The 21096-nt window shown below is 64.2% G+C and carries 16 protein-coding genes; 13 read left to right on the top strand and 3 right to left on the bottom strand.

Annotation, left to right across the window (positions count from 1 at the left end; all coding sequences use genetic code 11):
* Positions 1-215: 215 nt before the first annotated feature.
* Positions 216-611, top strand: coding sequence for a hypothetical protein (locus H2O77_RS02070; RefSeq protein ID WP_215823801.1), 396 nt, complete (start codon positions 216-218; stop codon positions 609-611).
* 4 nt (positions 612-615) lie between these two features.
* Positions 616-2094, top strand: a complete 1479-nt coding sequence (locus H2O77_RS02075; RefSeq protein ID WP_225996544.1) for an NCS1 family nucleobase:cation symporter-1 — start codon at positions 616-618, stop codon at positions 2092-2094.
* A gap of 121 nt (positions 2095-2215) precedes the next feature.
* Here H2O77_RS02075 and H2O77_RS02080 read toward each other — a convergent pair whose 3' ends face one another.
* A complete protein-coding gene (locus H2O77_RS02080; protein WP_054555324.1) occupies positions 2216-3109 on the bottom strand; it encodes a LysR family transcriptional regulator in 894 nt (297 codons plus the stop codon).
* Positions 3110-3395: 286 nt separating this feature from the next.
* Between H2O77_RS02080 and H2O77_RS02085 the strand changes: the two genes are divergently transcribed.
* From H2O77_RS02085 to H2O77_RS02130, 10 genes are all read left to right on the top strand, one after another.
* Positions 3396-4505 (top strand): S-(hydroxymethyl)glutathione dehydrogenase/class III alcohol dehydrogenase, encoded by a 1110-nt coding sequence (locus H2O77_RS02085; RefSeq protein WP_043333735.1) that lies wholly within the window; start codon positions 3396-3398, stop codon positions 4503-4505.
* A 121-nt stretch (positions 4506-4626) separates the two neighbouring features.
* The gene (gene fghA, locus H2O77_RS02090; RefSeq protein ID WP_131431246.1) at positions 4627-5490 is read left to right on the top strand and encodes an S-formylglutathione hydrolase; all 864 of its coding nucleotides are present in this window, start codon (positions 4627-4629) and stop codon (positions 5488-5490) included.
* Between the two features lie 687 nt (positions 5491-6177).
* Positions 6178-7359 (top strand): GlxA family transcriptional regulator, encoded by a 1182-nt coding sequence (locus tag H2O77_RS02095; RefSeq protein WP_240548778.1) that lies wholly within the window; start codon positions 6178-6180, stop codon positions 7357-7359.
* Positions 7360-7541: 182 nt separating this feature from the next.
* Complete coding sequence (gene mtgA / locus H2O77_RS02100) at positions 7542-8405, top strand: monofunctional biosynthetic peptidoglycan transglycosylase (RefSeq protein ID WP_234368049.1); 864 nt, start codon at positions 7542-7544, stop codon at positions 8403-8405.
* Between the two features lie 248 nt (positions 8406-8653).
* Positions 8654-9664, top strand: a complete 1011-nt coding sequence (locus H2O77_RS02105; protein WP_215823803.1) for a dipeptidase — start codon at positions 8654-8656, stop codon at positions 9662-9664.
* Positions 9665-9763: 99 nt separating this feature from the next.
* Positions 9764-10300 carry a DUF5943 domain-containing protein gene (locus tag H2O77_RS02110; protein ID WP_107335564.1) on the top strand — a complete coding sequence of 179 codons (537 nt, stop codon included), beginning with the start codon at positions 9764-9766 and terminating at the stop codon, positions 10298-10300.
* Positions 10301-10572: 272 nt separating this feature from the next.
* Positions 10573-12651 (top strand): dimethylglycine demethylation protein DgcA, encoded by a 2079-nt coding sequence (gene dgcA / locus H2O77_RS02115; protein ID WP_043333738.1) that lies wholly within the window; start codon positions 10573-10575, stop codon positions 12649-12651.
* Positions 12652-12785: 134 nt separating this feature from the next.
* On the top strand, positions 12786-14975 hold the full coding sequence (locus tag H2O77_RS02120) for a (Fe-S)-binding protein (protein ID WP_215823804.1): 2190 nt from the start codon (positions 12786-12788) through the stop codon (positions 14973-14975).
* Complete coding sequence (locus H2O77_RS02125) at positions 14972-16426, top strand: electron transfer flavoprotein subunit alpha/FixB family protein (protein ID WP_215823805.1); 1455 nt, start codon at positions 14972-14974, stop codon at positions 16424-16426. The genes H2O77_RS02120 and H2O77_RS02125 overlap by 4 nt, the downstream gene beginning before the upstream one ends.
* A gap of 33 nt (positions 16427-16459) precedes the next feature.
* Positions 16460-17365, top strand: coding sequence for an electron transfer flavoprotein subunit beta (locus tag H2O77_RS02130; protein WP_215823806.1), 906 nt, complete (start codon positions 16460-16462; stop codon positions 17363-17365).
* Positions 17366-17485: 120 nt separating this feature from the next.
* On the opposite strand, the gene H2O77_RS02135 is transcribed toward H2O77_RS02130, so the two are convergent.
* On the bottom strand, positions 17486-18187 hold the full coding sequence (locus H2O77_RS02135) for a DUF4174 domain-containing protein (protein ID WP_215823807.1): 702 nt from the start codon (positions 18185-18187) through the stop codon (positions 17486-17488).
* Positions 18188-18730: 543 nt separating this feature from the next.
* Between H2O77_RS02135 and H2O77_RS02140 the strand changes: the two genes are divergently transcribed.
* The gene (locus H2O77_RS02140; RefSeq protein WP_043333741.1) at positions 18731-19123 is read left to right on the top strand and encodes a DUF4168 domain-containing protein; all 393 of its coding nucleotides are present in this window, start codon (positions 18731-18733) and stop codon (positions 19121-19123) included.
* Between the two features lie 153 nt (positions 19124-19276).
* Here H2O77_RS02140 and H2O77_RS02145 read toward each other — a convergent pair whose 3' ends face one another.
* A complete protein-coding gene (locus tag H2O77_RS02145; protein WP_043333742.1) occupies positions 19277-20866 on the bottom strand; it encodes a BCCT family transporter in 1590 nt (529 codons plus the stop codon).
* Positions 20867-21096: the final 230 nt, after the last annotated feature.

Below are 21096 nucleotides of genomic sequence, written 5' to 3' on the forward strand. Positions count from 1 at the left end.
AAGAATTTTTGTTCAAGAAAAGGCCATGTTTCACCATTGTGGTGCCTGAAGAATCAGCGTGGTTCACGTGATTTTCAAGGGAAAAGACGATGCACAACAGTGGCTTGTGATCGTTTGCGGGGGCATTGCGCAAGACCGCCTTGCACCAGCTTGGAACCTGACCATACTGACAGTTGGCGCGAACACGGCTTGTCGCCACCTGACAGGCGTCATGCATGAAAATACGCGCCATTGCATCTCAAGTTGTCTTGCAAGACAGGTTTGATTTGTCGGCAATAATCCGGCCGGCGGCATGCGATTTGCCACAGGATTTTGCACACGAAATGCGCAAGGTGTTTCTTCTACACGGCCTGCCACAGATTCGTCTGCCGCAGAATCTTCTGCATCAGAATCTTCTGCATGCAGTGCCGAATGAAGTGTGCCTGAAGAAGTGTGCCGAACGGGGAGGAGCGAAGAGGAGTCAGGAAAGCGACGGAGAAGGTGAGGAAGACAGGAAACGACAAGTGACACAAGGCAAGCGCAGTGCATCACCCTCAACAATAACAACAGCTGAACAGGTGAGGACTCATGGCCCCGACACAGACGCGCTCGCACATGGTGCGCAGCAATGAGGAAATGATCGAGCTGGTGGTGGCACAGGATGTCGCCCGCAGCCCGCGTTACAACGAGGATATCGCGCCGACCAAGAGTGCCGAACGCACCTGGTCGCGCTGGAACATCGCCGCACTGTGGGTCGGCATGTCGATCTGCGTGCCGACCTATACCCTGGGTGGCGTCCTGACCGCCTACTTCGGCCTGAGCGTCGGCGAGGCGCTGTTCACGATTCTGGTCGCCAACCTGGTGGTACTGATTCCGCTGACCCTCAACGCCTTCCCCGGCACGCGCTTCGGGATTCCCTTCCCGGTGGTGCTGCGTTCCTCCTTCGGCATCATCGGCTCCAACGTGCCATGCATGATTCGTGCGGTGGTCGCCTGTGGCTGGTTCGGTATCCAGACGATGTTCGGCGGGCTGGCGATCCACCTGCTGCTGTCGAGCCTTTCGGCCGACTGGAAGGCGCTGGGCGGGGTAGGCGAGGTCATCGGCTTCTTCGTGTTCTGGGCGCTCAACCTGTTTGTGGTGATTCGCGGCGCGGAATCCATCAAGTGGCTGGAGACGCTCTCCGCGCCCTTGCTGTTGGCGGTGGGTGTCGGCCTGATGGTGTGGGCGCTGCCGCATACCTCGATCAGCGAGCTGCTGGCTCAGCCGCCGAATCGTCCCGAAGGCGATGGCGTGGCCAGCTACTTCATGGCGGGCCTGACCGCGATGGTCGGCTTCTGGGCGACGCTGTCGCTGAACATCCCTGACTTCAGCCGTTACGCGAAGAGCCAGAAGGACCAGATCGTCGGTCAGATCATCGGTCTGCCGCTGACGATGTTCTTCTTCGCTGCGCTCGGCGTGGTGCTGACCGCGGCGTCCAGCTCGCTGGTGGGCGAGACCATCTCCGACCCGGTCAATCTGATCGGTCGCATCGACAGCCCCGGCTGGGTCGCCATCGCCATGGTGCTGATCATCATCGCGACGCTCTCCACCAATACCGCGGCCAACATCGTCTCGCCGACCAATGATTTCCAGAACATCGCGCCGAAGTTGATCAACCAGACGCGCGGCGTGCTGCTGACCGGGCTGGTCGGGGTGCTGCTGATGGGCTTCGAGCTGATCAAGAAGATGGGCTGGATCGTCTCGGACGTGAGTCTCGAGAGCCTCTATTCCAACTGGCTGCTGGGCTATTCGAGTCTGCTGGGGCCGATCGCGGGGATCATGATCGTCGACTACTTCGTGATCCGTCGTCAGTCCTTTGATCTGCCGGCACTCTATCTGGATGGCAGCACCTATCCGGCCTTCAATCCGGCGGGCTTCATCGCCTTCTTCGTGCCGGTGGGACTGACGGTGATCAGCTTCTCGCAGCCCGGGCTTTCCTGGTTCTACGACTACGGCTGGTTCACCGGCTCGCTGCTGGGGGCGCTGGTCTACTTCGTGGCCAGCAAGTTGCTGGTCAAGGCACCGCCGGTGCATCTGCCCGAGGCAGTACCGGGCAGCGGGGCGCAGCGCGCCTGACGCCGCTGATGAGAATGGTGAGTGCAATGACAGACGGGCTGCCGATTGGCAGCCCGTCTGTCGTTCGTCGGCTTATCAACTTATTCGCTCATCAACTCAGCAGCTCATCCGCGGCGGCGCGTCATGCGTCAAGGCCGGGGATGCCGCCCTCGAAGCGCTCGACCATGAAGTCGACGAACTGGCGCACCTTGGGCGAGAGGTGGCGGTGGCGGGGATAGACGATCCATACCCCGGTATCGCGCACCTGGTACTCATCCAGCACCGAGATCAGCTTGCCGCTGGCCAGATGGGGCGCGACGTAATAGTCGGGAATCTGGGCAAGGCCAAGGCCCTTGAGCGTGGCGTCCAACAGTGCCGGACCTGAGTTGGCCTGCCAGCTGCCGGTGATGCGCACTTCACGGCGCTGGCCCTCGACCTCGAACAGCCACTCGCGCTTGGAACCGGCCAGACAGCGGTGACTGGAGAGCTCGGCCAGCGTGTGCGGACGCGGCGCCTGCTGGAAGTAGTCATGCGAGGCGACGACGAATTCGCGGCGGTCCACCAGCCGCCTTGCGATCAGCGAGGAGTCCTTGAGCACGCCCATGCGGATGGCGACGTCGAAGCCCTCGTCGATCAGTTCCACCGGACGGTTGGTGAAGTGCATCTGCACTTCCAGTTGCGGGTGCAGCAGCTGGAAGTCGTTGACCAGCGGCGCGACGTAGCGCTCGCCGAAGGTGGTGGCGCTGGTCAGCTTGAGCACGCCGCTGGGGCGGGCGTGGAAGTCGCCGATGGCCTGTTCGGCGGCGCGGAAGCCATCGAAGAGGTGATGGCAGTGCTCGAAATACACCTGTCCGGCATCGGTGAGACGCGTCTGACGGGTGGTGCGGTAGAGCAATTGGGTATCGAGCTGGGCTTCCAGCTGGCTGATCAGACGACTGACATGTGAGCTGGACACCCCGAGATGACGGGCAGCACCGGAAAATGAGCCGATTCTGACGACTTCCACGAAGGCTTCGATACGGTCCCAGCGCTGCATGCTGGCTCCTCTTTCATTGTTGTTGAGTGGCAATAATCATCTGAGTGCCGATGGCTTAATCCCACCCGCATGACTGCGTAGACTGTGCTCCATGCCAAGCCCGCAAGGATGAACCGCAAGGACGAGCCCAGTGCCTGTCGCGTGGGGAGCCCCTCGGGCGACTCATCCATGCAACCTGTCAGGTGCTGCTACCTTTCAGGGTGGCCTCCGTGGTGATCATCACCACACCAGGGGGCATGAGATTGGCAGCCAGTTTACCGCTATTGATGCTCACTAGGAGAGATTCATGAAATCACGTGCTGCGATTGCGCTGGAAGCCGGCAAGCCGCTGGAACTGGTCGAGATCGATGTCGAAGGGCCGAAGGCCGGTGAGGTGCTGGTACGCATCGTCAATACCGCCGTCTGTCACACCGATGCGTTCACCCTGTCCGGCGCAGACCCGGAAGGCCTGTTCCCGTCCGTGCTGGGCCACGAAGGCGCCGGTATCGTCGAGGAAGTGGGCGAAGGCGTGACTGGCCTGGTGCCGGGCGACCACGTCATTCCGCTCTACACCGCCGAATGCGGCAAGTGCAAGTTCTGCCTCTCCGGCAAGACCAACCTGTGCAGCGCCGTGCGTGCCACCCAGGGTCGCGGCCTGATGCCGGACGGCACCTCGCGCTTCTCCCTCGATGGCAAGATGCTGCACCACTACATGGGCACCTCCACCTTCTCCGAATACACCGTGGTGCCGGAAGTCTCGCTGGCCAAGGTGTCCAAGGAAGCGCCGCTGGACAAGATCTGCCTGCTGGGCTGTGGCGTCACCACCGGTATCGGCGCGGTGATGAACACCGCCAAGGTCGAGCCGGGCTCTACCGTCGCCATCTTCGGCCTCGGCGCCATCGGTCTGGCCGCCATCCAGGGTGCGGTGATGGCCAAGGCGTCGCGCATCATCGCCATCGACATCAATGAAGACAAGTTCGACCTGGCCCGCAAGTTCGGCGCCACCGACTTCGTCAACCCGAGCAAGCTGTCCGTGCCGGTCCAGGAAGCCATCGTCGACATGACCGACGGCGGCGTCGACTACTCCTTCGAGTGCATCGGCAACGTCAATGTCATGCGTGCGGCGCTTGAGTGCGCGCACAAGGGCTGGGGCGAATCCATCGTCATCGGCGTCGCCGGTGCCGGTGAAGAGATCTCCACCCGTCCGTTCCAGCTGGTGACCGGGCGCGTCTGGAAAGGCTCCGCCTTCGGTGGCGTCAAGGGCCGTACCGAACTGCCGGGCTACGTCGAGCGTTACATGGACGGCGCGATCAATCTGGACGACTTCATCACTCACCAGATGCCGTTCGAGAAGATCAACGAATCCTTCGATCTGCTGCACGAAGGCAAGTCGATCCGTACCGTGCTGAGCTTCTGATCCGAGGCTGAATTGCCGCCGGGCAACAGGGAAACACCTGTTGCCCGGTGAGGTCTGGAACGCGAAACGGCGTCGGCTTGCCGACGCCGTTTTCATGGGCGATATCACAAGGGAGAGCATGATGACCGCGACCGAACAACTCGAGCTGGTCAGCGCCAACAAGGTGCATGGCGGCTGGCTCAAGCGTTACCGTCACCGCAGCGGCAGCCTGGATTGCGACATGGTGTTCGCCATCTATCTGCCACCCCAGGCCGAACAGGGCCCGGTGCCGATGCTGTGGTGGCTGTCGGGGCTGACCTGCACCGACGAGAACTTCATGCAGAAGGCCGGCGCGCAGAAGAAGGCGGCGGAGCTGGGCATCGCCCTGATCTGCCCGGACACCAGTCCGCGCGGCGTCAATCTGGACGGCGAAGACGACAGCTACGACTTCGGCAGTGGCGCAGGCTTCTACGTCAATGCCACCCGCGAGCCGTGGGCACGTCATTACCGCATGTATGACTACGTCACCGAGGAGCTGCCGGCGCTCGTCAAGCGTCACTTCCCGGTGGATGGCGAGCGTGAGTCGATCTCCGGTCACTCCATGGGTGGCCACGGCGCCTTGATCTGCGCGCTGAAGAATCCGGGCCGCTATCGTTCGGTCTCGGCCTTCGCGCCGATCGTCAATCCGATGGCCTGCCCGTGGGGCGAGAAAGCCTTCAGCGGCTATCTCGGCGATGACCGCACCCAGTGGGCGCAGTGGGATACCTGCGAGCTGGTCAAGCAGGCGAGCAAGAGCGGCGCCGCGCGTCAGGAGCTGTTCGTCGAGCAGGGCGAGAGTGATCAGTTCCTCGAGGAGCAGCTCAAGCCGGAGCGCCTGGAGGCGGTCTGCGCCGAGCTGGATCACCCGCTGGTCCTGCGTCGTCAGCCCGGCTACGACCACAGCTACTTCTTCATGGCCAGCTTCATCGATGAGCATTTGACCTACCACGCGAAACACCTCCTTTGAGGTGTGAGTGTGGTCGCCGATAGAAATGAAAGGCATGCGAAACACCTGCTTTGAGGTGAGCCTCAGGCGTTGAGGTATGAAAGTGCCAATCGCAGCTGATCGCTCGCCGAGCAGAGACACTGCGTGAAAGACAGAAACGACAGTCCCGCTATCGATTGATGGATAGCGGGACTGTCGTTTTTTCGTCATGAGAGGCGGCGTTTTTCAGAACCTTCAGGCATGAAGGCCCGTTCTGGTGGCGTTTGCTTATGCTGCGTCAGTGGTAGCCAACTCAGGCGTTATTCTGTGCCGTACGGCAACGATGATTTGCTGCACAGCGGCGATAAAGTCACTGCGCCATGCAGGCGCGATGGTTTACTGTCGAGAGGTGGACAACGCACGACGTCCAGGCAGTGAATCACGACATCCCTGACGCTATCGGAATTGCAGAGGTCGCTTATTGACCTTCCCCTGAGGGGGCCGATCGCCGATGTCGTCGCTGCTGGAGCTGCCCCCTCAAGGTTCGCTCCCTGCTGAGACCCAATAACGATAATACTGCGGACCCCCGCCGGCCTCATCAGGCCACGGGAGAGGGCACCACGAGGCCCCGGTCTGCCACTCAAGCAGATATAGAGAAGGACTCCCCTCATGGCATTGACCAGTGGCCGTTTCGCCCGCCCGTATGAAGCTCACTCATCCGCTGCAGGAATGGCCGGCGAGACGCGCCAGCCGCAGACCATCGGCTTCCTGCTGCTCGACAGCTTCACGCTCATCTCGCTGGCCTCGGCGGTGGAACCGCTGCGCATGGCCAATCAGCTGGCCGGACGCGAGCTGTACCGCTGGTATACCGTGACGCTGGAAGGCGCCCCCGTGCGCGCCAGCGATGGTCTGCAGGTCACGCCCGATACCTCCACCGAGGCCTGCCCGCCGCTGGATATCGTCATCGTGTGCGGTGGCGTCGGCATCCAGCGCTCCGTGCATCGCCCGCATGTCAGCTGGCTTCAGGCCCAGGCGCGTGCCGGTCGCAAGCTGGGTGCCGTCTGCACCGGCAGCTGGGCGCTGGCCCAGGCAGGGCTGCTCGAAGGCCATGAGACCAGCATCCACTGGGAGTGTCTGGCCGCGATGCAGGAAGCCTTCCCGCGCGTGCCGCTGACCACACGACTGTTCTACATCGATCAGGACCGCGCCACGGCCTCCGGCGGTACCGCGCCGATGGACATGATGCTGACCATGATCGGTCGCGAGCATGGCCGCGAGCTGGCGGCGGGCATCTCCGAGATGTTCATCTGCGATCGCGTACGTGGCGAGCAGGACCAGCAGCGCGTGCCGCTCAAGCATGTGCTGGGCACCACCCAGCCCAAGCTTCTGGAAATCGTCGCGCTGATGGAGGCCAATCTGGAAGAGCCCATCGGCCTGGACGAGCTGGCGCACTATGTCGATGTCTCGCGCCGTCAGCTGGAGCGGCTGTTCCAGCGGTATCTGCACTGCTCACCGTCGCGCTACTACCTCAAGCTGCGCCTGACCCGCGCGCGTCAGCTGCTCAAGCAGACGGCGCTGTCGATCATCGAGGTGGCCTCGGCCTGTGGCTTCGTGTCCACGCCGCACTTCTCCAAGTGCTACCGCGAGTACTTCGGCATGCCGCCGCGTGATGAGCGCATCGGTGGCGAGCGCAGTGTCAGCGTGCTGGAGGTGCCGTGTCGCGCCGATGGCGATCACCAGCTGACCGGTGTCGCCAGCCTGGAAGGGCTGCTGCACCAGTCGATCGGCCAGAGCATGGTCGGCAATGCGCCCCTGCAACCGGCCAGCGAGTCCCCCGTCTCCTCGGCGATTCTGGCACTGGCCAATGCGCGCGGTGAGCCGACCTACGCCAGCGTGCGTCTGCAGGGCTGACGCCGCCGACTGACAGCAGCTTCCCGCAATGCCCAACGCCTCTGCCGCTCCGGCAGGGGCGTTGTCGTTTTCACAGGAGCCACCGGCACGCTCTGGTACACTCGAAGGCACCAGGAATCAGTGGCTGACACGACAATGGCTCGGCGGCGAGCCACGACACGCACGACAGGGGACGGCAAGGGATGGCACGAGGACAGCAACGCAGGCAGGAAGGCACGGAGCGTGTGGCGGGTGCTCGGCGCGGGGCGACACGCCGCCCGGCGCCGCGTGCCGGCATGCGCCCGATGGAGCGCCTGCGCTGGCTGGCGGTGTGGGCATTCAAGGTCATCGCCTGCTGGATGGTGGCCTGCATCGGCCTGGTGGTATTGCTGCGCTTCGTGCCGCTGCCGGTGTCGATGGTGATGCTCGAGAAGTGGGGCTATGGCCTGGTCACCGGCGAGCCGATGGCGCTGCAGCATGACTGGGTGCCGATGGAGCAGATTTCCAACAATGCCCGTCTGGCGGTGATCGCCTCGGAAGACCAGAAATTCCCCGATCACTACGGCTTCGATGTCGATCAGATCGTCAAGGCCATCGATGCACGGCTGGCCGGTGAGCGTCTGCGTGGCGCCAGCACCATCAGCCAGCAGACCGCCAAGAATGTCTTCCTGTGGAACGGGCGCAGCTGGGTGCGCAAGGGGCTGGAGGTCTGGTTCACCATCCTGATCGAGATGATCTGGCCCAAGGAGCGCATTCTCGAGGTCTACCTGAATGTCGCCGAATGGGGGCCGGGCGTCTTCGGCGTCGAGGCCGCGGCCGAGCATCACTTCAATACCGATGCCGCCAGCCTTTCCGCCTATCAGGCCAGTCTGCTGGCGGCGGTATTGCCCAACCCGATCCGCTTCAATGCCGGCAAGCCCTCGGCCTATATCCAGCGCCGCGCCAGCTGGACGCGCCGTCAGATGAACAATCTCGGCATGGGCTACTTGAAGCGTCTGGAACAGCCGCGTGGCTGGCTGAGCTGGGACCTGCTGCCTTCGCTGAAGGAGCTGTCACCCGCGCATTGACCGGCCTGACGCTACACCATCGGCTGTCCCACGACGCCCCGGCTCTCTCGAGTCGGGGCGTCGTCGTTTCAGAAACGACAGCCCTGACGCGATTCGATAGCCACGGGTCGCATCTGGCGTCAGAGGGGAAAGAGGGCAGGACTATGCTGGCACAGCCTGCTGGAGATCGTGTTCCGGCAGGCCCTGTCCGCCGGGTACGGGCAGTGACCTGACTTCCAGAGCCGCCTGCCCAGCGCCGGAGCGACATGATGTCCGAATTCTCCTCCTCCTTCGGTGGGTCCGATGCGGCCCGCGCCCTGCACGATGACAGCATCGTCATCGATGGTCTGGTGATCGCCAAGTGGCAGCGCGAGCTGTTCGAGGACATGCGCAAGGGCGGTCTGACCGCTGCCAACTGCACTGTCTCGGTCTGGGAAGGCTTCCAGGCGACCGTCAACAACATCGTCAAGAGCAACCAGCTGATCGCCGAGAGCAGTGATCTGGTCTGCGTGGCGCGCACGGCCGCCGACATCCGCGCCGCCAAGGCCGCCGGCAAGACCGGCATCATCTACGGCTTCCAGAATGCCAACGCCTATGAAGACCAGATCGGCTATGTCGATGTCTTCAAGCAGCTCGGCGTGGGCATCGTGCAGATGTGCTACAACACCCAGAATCTGGTCGGCACCGGCTGCTACGAGCGCGACGGCGGCCTGTCCGACTTCGGGCGCGAGATGGTCGCCGAGATGAACCGCGTCGGCGTGATGTGTGATCTCTCCCACGTCGGCTCGAAGACCTCCGAGGAAGTCATCCTCGAATCCAAGGTACCTGTCTGCTATTCCCACTGCGCGCCGGCCGGTCTCAAGGACCACCCGCGCAACAAGTCCGATGCCGAGCTGCGCTTCATCGCCGAACACGGCGGCTTCGTCGGCGTCACCATGTTCACCCCCTTCCTCAAGGCCGGCGTCAACGCCACCGTCGACGACTACGTCGAGGCCATCGAATACGTGATGAACCTGGTCGGCGAGGATGCCATCGGCATCGGCACCGACTTCACCCAGGGTCACGGCCAGGACTTCTTCGAGTGGCTGACCCACGACAAGGGCTACGCCCGCCGTCTCACCAACTTCGGCAAGATCGTCAATCCGGAAGGCATCCGTACCATCGGCGAGTTCCCCAATCTGACCGAGGCGCTGCTGCGTCGCGGCATGAGCGAGCATCAGGTGCGCAAGATCATGGGCGAGAACTGGCTGCGCACGCTGGAAAACGTCTGGGGCGGCTGAGTCTGGCTGCCTGTGCCCTTTATTGATCGCTTTTACTTGATCTCTCTTTCCTGATCTCTCTTTTGCAATTCCCTCAAGCCCCCTTTGGAGGACACCGATATGAGCAAGATGGCCCCTGAACTGCCGATCGAAGTGGATAGCGAGACTGGCGTCTGGACGTCCGATGCGCTGCCGATGCTGTACGTGCCGCGCCACTTCTTCATCAACAACCATGTCGCGGTGGAAGAGGCGCTGGGCGTGGAGAAATACGCCGAGATTCTCTATCACGCCGGCTACAAGAGCGCCTGGCACTGGTGCGAGAAGGAAGCCGAGCTGCATGGCCTGGTCGGCGTGGAAGTCTTCGAGCACTACATGAAGCGCCTGTCGCAGCGCGGCTGGGGTCTGTTCATTACCGAGGAGATCGATCTGGAGCGCGGTACCTGCAAGGTGCGCCTGGAACACTCCTGCTTCGTCTATCAGCAGGGCAAGACCGGCACCAGGCTCGAGTACATGTTCACCGGCTGGTTCGCCGGCGCGATGGACCAGATTCTGGCTGCGCGTGGCAGCGAGCTGCGCACCGTCGCCGTGCAGACCCAGAGCGGCGGTGAGGAAGGCTGTGACGTGGGATATTTCGAGGTCGCTCCCGGAACAGTGTGACGTTTTCGGATCCGCCACTCTCTATTCCATGACTCGGGTCAAGGCCCAGGCCCGGCCCAGGCAAAAGGCAACAGCACAAGCCGGCTGCCCGAGCATCTCTCTGTCACGACACTCACCACCCACAACAACGACAACGCAACGCCTGAGCGCCGCCTTACCTGACATGCAAGACGCCTGACGCCAATCCCGCCGCCACCAGCAACGACTCGTGGCGGCGGGCAGGCCAGGCCAGCGTGACGAGGCGGCGCTCTCCCCGGCGAGGAGCTCTCACCATGGCATTCGACGCACTCTTCCAGCCGATCGAGATCGGCAAGCTGACCATCCGCAACCGCGTCGTCAGTACCGCCCACGCCGAGGTGTATGCCACCGATGGCGGCATGACCACCGAGCGCTACGTTCGCTACTACGAAGAGAAGGCCAAGGGCGGGTGTGGCCTGTGCATCTGTGGTGGCTCCTCGGTGGTCTCCATCGACAGCCCGCAGGGCTGGTGGAGCTCCGTCAATCTGTCGACCGACCGCATCATTCCGCATTTCCAGAATCTGGCCGATGCCGTGCACAAGCATGGCGGCAAGATCATGATCCAGATTACCCACATGGGCCGTCGCTCGCGCTGGGACGGCTTCGACTGGACCTCGCTGATGTCACCGTCCGGCATCCGCGAGCCGGTGCACCGCTCCACCTGCAAGACCATCGAGGTGGAGGAGATCCAGCGCATCATCGCCGATTTCGCCCAGGCGGCGCGGCGTGCCAAGGAAGGCGGCCTGGACGGCGTCGAGCTATCCGCCGTGCACCAGCATCTGATCGACCAGTTCTGGAGCCCGCGCGTCAACAAGCGCACCGATGAGTGGGGCGGCAGCTTCGAGGGCCGCATGAAGTTCGGTCTCGAGGTGCTCAAGGCGGTGCGCGCCGAAGTCGGCGACGACTTCGTGGTCGGCATGCGCATCTGTGGCGATGAATTCCATCCCGATGGCCTGTCTCACGACGACATGAAGCAGATCGCGGCCTATTACGATGCCACCGGTCTGCTCGACTTCTTCGGCGTGATCGGCTCCGGCTGTGATACCCACAACAGCCTCGCCAACGTCATTCCCAACATGTCCTACCCGCCGGAACCCTTCCTGCACCTGGCCTCCGGCATCAAGGAAGTCGTCTCGATTCCGGTGATCCACGCCCAGAACATCAAGGACCCCAACCAGGCCGAGCGCATTCTGGAAGGCGGCTATGTCGACATGGTCGGCATGACCCGCGCCCACATCGCCGACCCGCACATCATCGCCAAGATCAAGATGGGTCAGCTCGACCAGATCAAGCAGTGCGTCGGCGCCAACTACTGCATCGACCGCCAGTATCAGGGTCTCGACGTGCTGTGCATCCAGAATGCCGCCACCTCGCGCGAATACATGGGCCTGCCGCACCAGATCGAGAAGACCAGCGGCCCGGTGCGCAAGGTCGTCATCGTCGGCGGCGGTCCGGCCGGCATGGAGGCGGCCCGCGTGTGCGCCGAACGCGGCCACGACGTGACGCTGTTCGAGGCCCGTGACGAGCTTGGCGGCCAGATCACCATCGCCGCCAAGGCGCCGCAGCGTGATCAGATCGCCGGCATCACGCGCTGGTACCAGCTGGAACTGGCGCGCCTGAAGGTCGACCTGCGCCTCGGTACCCGAGCCGATGAGGCCACCATCCGTGACCTGCGTGGCGATGTGGTGATCCTCGCGGTGGGCGGTCGTCCGTTCATGGACCAGTTCGCGTCCTGGGGTTATGACGAAGACCCGGCCAAGAGCCTGATCGTCTCTTCGTGGGACGTGCTGGATGGGCGCGTCGCACCGGGCAGCAACGTGCTGATCTACGACAGCATCTGCGAATTCTCCGGGGTCTCGGTGGCCGACTATCTGGCCGACAAGGGCGCCAGGGTCGAGATCGTCACCGACGACATCAAGCCGGGTGCGGCGGTCGGCGGCACCACCTTCCCGACCTACTACCGCAGCCTGTATGCCAAGGAAGTCGTGATGACCTCCGACATGGTGCTGCATGAGGTCTACCGCGAAGGCGAGGGCCTGGTGGCGGTGCTCGAGAACGAATACACCGGCACGCTGGAAGAGCGCGTCGTCGATCAGATCGTGGTCGAGAACGGCGTGCGCCCGGATGAGGCGCTCTACTACGCCTTCAAGGACGGTTCACTCAACAAGGGCCAGATCGACGTCGAGTCGCTCTACGCCATCAAGCCGCAGCCGTGCCTGAGCCAGGCCACCGAGGGCAATGATTACCTGCTGTTCCGCCTCGGTGACTGCAACGCACCGCGCAACACCCACGCCGCCATCTATGACGCCCTGCGTCTGTGCAAGGACTTCTGATGACGTGATCTGCCGAGCCGGCCGCGCCTTTGCCGCCGGCTCGGCAGTCGTCCGGTCGACAGCGGGCTTGAGGAAAGCGGCTGAGTGGGTCTGAAAGAGAGACTGAGCGGGCTTGAGCAAAGAGGGTGAGCAGCATGAATGACACGATCTTGTCGGTATTGATCTTCACCGCGCTGGCGCTGGCTGCCATCGGCGCGGTCAAGCGCATCGGCCTGTGGCGCCAGGGGCGGGCGGACGCCACGTCCATGAGCATGGGAGAGCTGATCGCGAGCCTTGCCAAGGTGCCGCGCCGCTACGGGGTGGACCTGCACCACGTGGTCGCGCGGGACCGCTACATGGCCAACACCCACGTCGCCACCGGGGGTGGCTTCGTGGCCGCGGCGCTGCTGATGGTGGTGGTCTACGGCTTCGGCATCGACTCCGCCTGGCTGGGCGTCTTGCTGCTGCTGGCCAGTGGCGCGATGTTCGGTGGCGCGCTGTTCGTGCGTCGTCGTCGCCTCGACCCGCCGGCGCGCCTGTCGCGTGGCCCGTGGATGCGTCTGCCCAAGAGCCTGCTGGTGTTCTCCGCCAGCCTGTTCGTGATGAGTCTGTCACTGGTGCTGCCGGAAGGCGTCGGCGGCATGATCTCCGGCGGTATCCTCGGGCTGGTGCTGGTGGTGGGCATCGCCTGGGGGCTGCTCGAGATGATCGTCGGCATGACCGGCGGCGGCTCGCGCATCACCGGGCCGATGAAGCATGCCTTCGCCGGTGCGCTGCATCTGGCCTTCCATCGGCGTCCGGCACGTTTCAGCACTCGTGACAGTGCCGGCATCCGCGACAGCGCGCTGCTGCCGCTGGACCTGACCAACCCCGAGGCACCGCTGGGTGTCGGCAAGCCGTCCGATTTCAACTGGCGTCAGCTGCTGGGCTTCGATGCCTGCGTGCAGTGCGGGCGCTGTGAAGCGGTATGCCCGGCGTTCGCGGCCGGTCAGCCGCTCAATCCCAAGAAGCTGATCCAGGACATGGTGGTGGGCATGGCCGGTGGCAGCGATGCCGCCTATGCCGGTTCGCCCTATCCGGGCGATGAGCCCAGGCGCGCGCTCGGCCAGCATGGCGGCGGCCCGCAGCAGGCCATCGTCGGGGTCTCTCCGCATGCTCGCCCGGCAACTCAGGCAGCATCATCCGGGCCGATCCAGATCAAGGCGGCACCGAGCGCTGCAGGTGAGGCGACAGATGGCGACAAGCTGATCCACGAGTTCAAGGTACTGGTCGAGCCGGAAACCCTGTGGGCCTGCACCACCTGTCGAGCCTGCGTCGAGGAGTGCCCGATGATGATCGAGCACGTCGATGCCATCGTCGACATGCGCCGTCACATGACGCTGGAGCAGGGCGCGACACCGGGCAAGGGTGTCGAGGTGCTCGACAACCTGATCGCCACCGACAACCCGGGCGGCTTCGCGCTCGAAGCGCGTCTGCATTGGGCGGCGGATCTCGACCTGCCGCGCATCGCCGAGCTGCAGGCCGCCCGCGAGGCGGCGCGTGATCCGCGTCCGGTGGAAGCGCTGCTGTGGCTGGGCGATGGCGCCTTCGACATGCGCAACCAGCGCACGCTGCGCGCCTTCGTGCAGGTACTGCGCGCCGCCAGGGTGGATTTCGCCATCCTTGGCGCGGAAGAACGTGACAGTGGCGACGTGGCTCGTCGTCTGGGGGATGAGGCGACCTTCCAGTCGCTGGCCACCCGCAATATCGCCACTCTGTCGAAGTATCGCTTTGCGCGCATCATCACCTGCGATCCGCACAGCTTCCATGTGCTGGGGCGCGAATATGCCGCCTTCGGTGGCGACTACCTCGTCAACCACCACACCAGCTACATGAACGAGCTGCTGGCGGCGGGTCGTCTGAGCCTCGATGCCACCAGACTGGCCACGCTCGGCTCGGTCACCTGGCACGACCCCTGCTATCTGGGGCGCTATAACGGTGAATTCGAGGCGCCGCGTAGCTTGCTGGCGGCGCTGGGGCTGGAAGTGCGCGAGATGCAGCGCTCCGGTTTCCGCTCGCGCTGTTGCGGCGGTGGCGGTGGCGCGCCGGTGACGGACATCCCCGGCAAGCAGCGTATCCCCGACATGCGCATGGGCGATGTGCGCGAGACCGGCGCCGAGGTCGTGGCGGTCGGCTGCCCGCAGTGCACCGCGATGCTGGAAGGCGTGGTGGCTCCGGCCGGTGAAGCCGAACCCCAGGTGCTGGATCTGGCGGAACTGATGGCGCGGGCGCTGGTACTGGAAGCGTCCACGCAAGGCTTGGCGGCGTCGACCACGCAGCCCACTGACGCGGAGGTGGCGGCATGACGATTCCCGTCGATCCACAAGCAACCGAGCGTGAGTCACTGCCACGCCGTGACCCGCGCCTGGAGCAGCAGGCACGCAATCGCCTGCACCCGCAGCATCTCATCGCGCTGCAGGCGCTGGGCCGCGGCGCGGCAGCCCCTCAGGAACGCTGGATGGGCCCGCAGGGCGTGATGCGTCGCGACCCGCACGTCGGCCACTTCATCGCCGCCAATGGTCGCAAGCGCATCGACCGCAGTGGCCGCTCCGGGCCTGCCGCGGCGGGCGCTGGCCAGCCCGCGGTCGTGGCCAAGGCGCGCGTGCTGCCGCTGGTCGAGATCGCATCACCCGCCTTCCTGATCGCGGTAGTGCCGGACATGACCGGTGGGCGACTGTCGAGTCACGACCGCGATGTACTGGGGCTGGCGCGTCAGATCGCCGATGCCGATCCGGCGCATCAGGGCGCGGTGCTGGCCATCACCTTCGGCACGCTGCGTGAGGATGGTGACGCCGCCGACAGTGTCGGGCTCGGTGCGGCGGGGGCCGATCGCTGGCTGCACTTCGCCGATACCCTCCACGATGGTTATGCGCCGCTGGCCCAGCTGGCGGAGCTTGAGGCCATCGATGGCAAGCTGGCACCACGGCTGTGGTTGCTGCCGGAATCCCGTACCGGCGGCGGTGAACGCGGCCGACGTCTCGGTGCGCGCCTGTTGTGTCAGGGCGATGCGCTGGCGCGGCCCAGCGGCAATGCCTATCAGCTCGACGGCGAGCTTGCCGCCATCGGGCGTGGCGAGCTTGCCGAGGTGAACGTCACCGGGCGCAGCGGCAATGGTCAGCAGGACCTGACCCGCCCGCTGACCCGTATCGTGCTGTGCGAGGCGGAATGCGCCGAGCCGGTGGAAGATGTGCGCCACGCCGCGCTGCCGCTCGAGTGGGAGGCGGCCAGCACCGCGCACGCCGTGCCAGACGTAATCGAAGATCTTGGCCCGGTGGCCGTCGACCCCTCCGCGATCGCGCTGGGCGAGGCCGAATTCATTCTCTCGGCGGGCAACGGCATCCGCGATTGGGATGGCTTCCACCGTGCCGCCAGCCTGCTGGGCGCCACCGAAGGCGCCTCGCGGGTGGCGGTGGATGACGGCTTCATGCCGCGTGCCCGCCAGGTCGGCGCCACCGGTACCTGGGTGACGGCGCGGGTCTATGTCGCGGTGGGCATCTCGGGGGCTATCCAGCATCTGCAGGGCATCCAGCGCTGCGACAAGGTGGTGGCCATCAACACCGATGGCGGCTGTGACATGGTCAAGCGTGCCGATCTTTCGGTGATCGGTGACGCCGGGGCGATTCTCGCCAGTCTCTGCCAGCAGCTCGAGGCCGAACGCAGTGCCGGCGGTGATGCCTCGGTGGCGGGTCAGGTGCCTGCCGCGGCCTCGGTGTCATCCAGTACGTCATCCGCCACGCTTGCCGCCGACGCGGCCTGAACTCGCGCCTGCGACAGGGGAAAGGAGAAGGACATGAAGGCAGATCGTTCGTCCGTTGCGCAGCAGGCCTCGGCACCGCTTGAGGTCGTGAGTCTGGTGTCGTTGGGGCAGCACCCGGTTTCGGGGCGTCTGCGGCGCGCCGAGCAGGACGCCCGCGCCCTAGAGCTGTGTCTGGCGCTGGAGCGTCAGTCGGCACCCGGTGCCGTAAGCCTCAGCGGCTGGCACGCCAGTGGCAGCGAGATCGCGCCCGGCAGCGAGCAGGACCAGGCGCTACGCGGCTATCTGGGCATGGGGCTGGATTCGTTGACGCTGGTGACGCCGGATGCTCCTGGCGCTGACCCGCTCAAGGCTGTCGATTCGCTCAAGGCTGCTGATCAGCCGGTCATCGATGTCTGGCCGCTGCTGGTCACGCGCCTCAAGCAGGCGGCACCGCAGCTGGTGGTGTGTGGCGGCCAGGGCGAGACCGGTGAGGGCAGTGGCCTGTTGCCGCATCTGCTGGCGGAGAGTCTCGGCTGGCCGCTGGTGGAGGGTATCGTCGCGATCGAAAGCTGCGATGGCTTGCATCTCACCGCCTTGCAGGCGCTGCCGCGTGGCCAGCGGCGACGGTTGCGCGTGAAGCTGCCGGCACTTGTCAGCGTCGATTCCGCGGCGCCGGCGGCGCGTCAGTCGGCCTTCGCGCAGGCGCGGCGTGGTGAGCTTTCCTCACTGGCCAGCGGCGAGCTGGTGCATGATGCACAGGCCGAGGCCTTCGGCGTGGCCCCGGCTCGCAAGCGTCCCAAGCGCTTGAAGCGTATCAAGGCGACCAGCGCGCGGGACCGCTTCAAGGCCGCGGCCGCCAAGGCCGAAGGGGGCGGTGGCAAGCGTCTGGAAGGCGTGAGCGCCGAGGAGGGCGCGGCGGAAATCCTCAAGCTGCTGCGTGAAGAAGGCGTACTGCGCTGAAGTCACGCAGACGGTAAAAAGCCCCTGTCAGCTCGGCTGGCAGGGGCTTTTTCATGCATCACAGAAGGTCGTTTCTCACAGAAGGTCGCTCCTTACAGAAGGTCGCTCCTTACAGAGAGGTCACTCCTCCCACTGCCAGTCCTCATCGTTCAAGGGGGCGGGCGAGGTGTGTTCGTCGGTGCCCTGGGGGGGCTTGCGCGCTGCCTGACTGGCTTCGCGCTGGCGCATCGGCATGTTGTCGATCACCTGATAGATCTGGTCGGGGGAGACGAAGCCTTCCTGCTGCATCTTCTTGCCGCCGTCCTTGCCCATCAGGATGACGGTGAAGGGCGCGCCCTCGCGCAGTTGCATGGCATCACGCAGGGCACGCACCTCCTCGAAGCTCATCGGCACGCCATCGTGGATGCCGCGCGTGCCCATCAGCGTATAGAGCGTCATGTCGCGTTGCTGCATCTCGCCACGCGTGGCACGCAGTTCCTCGCGCTGACGCTCGAGGTCCCGGTCCTGTTCATCCGGCGCGATCAGCACCAGCGAGCGTCGGTTCCAGGTCTCGCCCAAAAGCGGATTGGCGGCGGGGTCGACATTGGCGGCGGTCATGGTGGTCTCCGCGGTGTCCGGCGAGGTCGGGGGCGGTGGTGCGCCAGTGGATGTCTCGGCGGGCGCGTTCAGGTCGGCGTCCGAATCCAGCAGGCTGATGGCATGCACCGGCGAGCTCAGCAGCAGGGCCGGCAGCAGAGCCAGCAACAAGAGGCTCATCAGGCCCGGCATCAGCCTGTGATGCGAGAGCCGTCGAGGCAGCGTGGACAGTATGTGCGTGGACATGGCAGTCCTCCGGCAACGAATGTTATGAGCTGGGCTAGCCAGCCTGGGCTGCAGAAGCAGGTTGCACAGGAGAATGGCACACCCGGGATGACAGCCTCTCCTTCAAGACTAAGACAGTCGCCGAGAGTTTGCTGCCCGTTGGCGCGCGATTTATGTGGTACTTCACGACATGCCGCCCTCATTCAGCCTGTGAAAAGGCCAATGGCGACATGCCGATAGCGGCGGCAACAGGTGACATGCCTTGCTAGAGCGCGTAGCGAGCGCAGAGGCATGTCGGTATCGAGGGCGGGTCGAGTGCATGGCGGGCAGACTTCACGCGCCTTGCTGCAGATATTTTCACAATCGTGGCGCAAGCTGTATGCGCGTCCAGCCGTCATGACGCCCGCCATGCGCGGCCCCGCGGTTTTTACGTTGCTGATCTGCGACTCATGTAACTCTGGCGATACAGAATGTTTTCAAAGAGTTGCATGAAAAAATGAACATCCTGCCGTCAGGCCCGTCTGAGTTAGGGCAAACACTTATTGATCACTGCTGGAGGCTGCAATGAAACGGATGACTGCATACATGACGGCTGCCCTGATTTCCGCGGGCATGATGTCGGCACCGGCGTTCGCTGCTGACGCACCGGCCCAGGGTCAGTCTACTGCCCAGGCGGCACAGGCTCAGGCTGGCGATTTCACTGACGCTCAGCTGGAACAGTTCGCTGCGGCCTCTCAGGACATCGCACGCATCTCTCAGGAATTCGCCGGCAAGCTGCAGAAAGCCGACGACGAGACTGCCAAGCAGAGCGTGCGTCAGGAAGCCAACGACGAGATGGTCAGCGCTGTCGAAGACTCCGGTCTGGAAGTCGCCACCTTCAACTCCATCGGTCAAGCGGTCCAGAACGACCCGGACCTGATGAAGAAGGTGCAGAAGCTGGCTCAGGAAAACTCCTGATCTCGCCTGGATGACGTTCGGGTCATCCAATGAAAACGCCGCCCCCGGTTGCCGGGGGCGGCGTTTTTTTGTGCCCATGTCTTGCGGCCTGTCAGTCAGTACCGCCTTGGTCAGTAAAGCTTTGGTCAGTAAAGCTATGGTCAGCGCCGCATGTCAGGCGCCGGCGACCGGACGAATGAGCATGTCCTGTGCCTTCTTTTCCTGCATCAGGCCACGGAACAGCGAATAGCACATCACCAGCAGTACCAGCGTGAACGGCAGCCCCGTGGCGATGGCGCCCGCCTGCAGCGAGCCCAGCGCAGCGCTTCCGCCGCCATAGAGCAGGGCACCGGCGATCAGGCCTTCCATCGCTGCCCAGAACATGCGCTGGCTGATCGGTGCATCCACCTTGCCGCCGGCGGTGATCGAATCGATCACCAGCGAACCGGAATCCGAGGAGGTCACGAAGAACACCAGTACCAACAGGATGGCGATGAAGGACGCCACACCGGACAGCGGCAGGTTGTCGAGCATCTGGAACATGGCCAGCGACACGGAATCGATGCCATTGGCCAGCGCGCCTACGCCATTGATGGCCTGTTCCAGTGCAGTGCCGCCGAAGACTGACATCCACACGATGGTGACGAGTGTCGGCACCAGCAGCACGGCGGTGACGAATTCGCGTACGGTGCGGCCGCGCGAGACACGTGCGATGAACATGCCGACGAACGGTGACCAGGAAATCCACCACGCCCAGTAGAAGACGGTCCAACCGTGGAACCAGCTTTCATCGGGGCGGCCGATCCAGTTGGACAGCGGCAGCAGATATTCCACATAGCTGAGGGTGGTGGTGCCCAGGCCCATGAGAATGGCGAGTGTCGGCCCGAAGATGAGGATGAAGATGATCAGGACAGCGGCGATGATCATGTTGATATTGGAAAGCAGCTTCACGCCGCCGTCCAGGCCACGACTGACCGAGTAGATGGCCACCAGCGTCACCAGGATGATGATCGCGATCTGGGTCGGCAGGCCATCGCCGACGCCGAACAGGTAGTCCAGCCCCGATGCTGCCTGAGCGGAGCCCAGCCCCAGCGAAGTCGCCAGACCGAAGATGGTCGCCAGCACGGCGAGGATATCGACGATATGCCCCATCCAGCCCCAGGTGCGCTCACCGAGTATCGGGTAGAACGCCGAGCGGATGGTCAGCGGCAGGCCCTTGTTGTAGGTGAAGAAGGCCAGCGACAGCCCGACCACGGCGTAGATGGCCCAGGGATGCAGGCCCCAGTGATACATGGTGGCGCCCAGCGCGGCGCGTGCTCCTTCCGGCGTCCCGGCGGGTGCGTTCAGTGGCGTGCCGTACCAGTCGGTGTAGTAGGCCACCGGTTCGGCGACGCTCCAGAACATCAACCCGATGCCCATGCCAGCGGCGAACAGCATCGCGAACCAGGAGCGTGTCGAGAACTCGGGCTTCGCCTTCTGACCGCCCAGGCGCAGCTTGCCCACCGGGTGCACGATCAGCAGCAGGCAGAACAGCACGAAGAGGTTGCCGGCCAGCATGAACAGCCAGTCGCCATGTGCGATGGACCAGGCCTTGGCGCCGCCCAGGGCACTTTCCGCGCCCGCTGGGAAGAGGATGGCAAACAGGATGAAGCTGACGATCAGCACGGCGCTGATCGCGAAGACGGGGTTGTGAACATCGAGACCCATGACCTGGACATTGTCCTGGCCGATCTCGTAGTCCGTGTCATACGGATTCGATGACATGTGGTGACCTCATGTTGTTATTGGTGTCGCCTGTCGGGCAGGGCAGCTGGCGTGAAGCGAGGTGTTGTCGTGGGTGTCTCCCGGGGCTGCGATGTGGGAAGGGGGGTGGAATGGCAATCCGGAGCGCGGTGGCGAGTCTGACTGCGGGGCAGGTCGCCACCGGCCCTCGTGATTGTGTGAGGGCTGAGCGAGAGCGAGTTAGCTGGATACGACGCCGGCATATGCGTGAC

The organism is Cobetia sp. 4B (assembly GCF_018831605.1).
GTDB classification, from domain to species: domain Bacteria; phylum Pseudomonadota; class Gammaproteobacteria; order Pseudomonadales; family Halomonadaceae; genus Cobetia; species Cobetia amphilecti.